2 protein-coding genes are annotated in these 1079 nt (G+C 72.8%); both read left to right on the top strand.

The features are described from left to right. Positions 1 to 782: class I SAM-dependent methyltransferase (locus AOK23_RS43665; protein WP_055717885.1), on the top strand; the 782-nt coding region annotated here is incomplete at its 5' end. Then, the coding region (locus AOK23_RS43660; RefSeq protein WP_169800405.1) for an insulinase family protein at positions 779 to 1079 on the top strand (301 nt) is incomplete at its 3' end. The genes AOK23_RS43665 and AOK23_RS43660, both read left to right, overlap by 4 nt.

Here is a 1079-nt window from a genome sequence, read left to right as displayed (position 1 = left end):
GCCCGGCCGACGCCGCCGAGATGGGTGCCGGGCTCGGCACCGCCCTGACCACCGCGTACAGCGACGCGCTCGCCGAGGTCTACGACGAGATCTACCCGGCCACCCCCGACCTGGAGGACATCGCCGACTTCCTCCTCACCCTCACCGCGCCCGGCGCGAGCGTCCTCGAACTGGGCGTCGGCACCGGCCGGGTCGCCCTGCCGCTCGCCGACAAGGGCTTCCGGGTGCACGGCGTCGACTCCTCCGAGGGCATGCTGGCCCGGCTGGCGCGCAAGGACCCCGAGGGCCGGATCACCCCCGTCCACGCCGACTTCGCCACCCTCGACCTGGGCCGCACCTTCGACGTCGTCCTCGCGCCCTTCAACTCCCTGTGCTGCGCGGTCGCCCCGGACGAGCAGATCGCCCTGATGCACGCGGTCGCCCGGCACACGGCACCGGACGGGCACGTGGTCATCGAGACGTTCGATCCCAGCGACTACCACGTGCAGAAGAAGAACGAGATCAGCACGTACCCGATCGACGGGCGCGGCGCGATGATCGAGTCCATCGGCGTGCTGCCCGCCTCGCAGAACATGATGATCCACAACACGCTGTTCCTCGACGGCGAGGCCCCCAAGTCGGCGACGACGGTGATGCGTTACCTGTGGCCGAGCGAGCTCGACCTCCTCGCCGGCATCGCGCGTCTGGAACTCTCCGCCCGCTACTCCGGCTGGCGAGAGCAGCCCTTCGACGGCGGTGACAGCCGGAAGATGTGCGTCTCCGTGTACCGGCCCCTGCGGTGAGCCTCCGGCTGGTCACCGAGGAGACCCCCGGCCGCGGCCTCGTGGCGGTCGCCCTCACCGTGGCGGCGGGCGGCGACGACGACCCGCCGGGACGCCACGGGATGGCGCACCTGGTGGAGCACCTGATGTTCCCTCGCGGCGAGGGACACGGCGACGGCGCGGCCGACGGGGCGAGGAACGGGGCTGAGGCAGGGGCTGCGGACCGGGCTGCGGACCGGGCTGAAGAAGGGGCTGCGCAAGGGGCCTTGGACGGGGCCGGGGGCAGGAGCGAAGCCGCCGGCGCGGAGGGCGCCGGTT

This window comes from Streptomyces torulosus (genome assembly GCF_001419765.1).
GTDB classification, from domain to species: Bacteria; Actinomycetota; Actinomycetes; order Streptomycetales; family Streptomycetaceae; genus Streptomyces; species Streptomyces torulosus.
The sequence above is the reverse complement of the archived record's forward strand: the minus strand, read 5'-3'. Positions and strand labels throughout refer to the sequence as shown.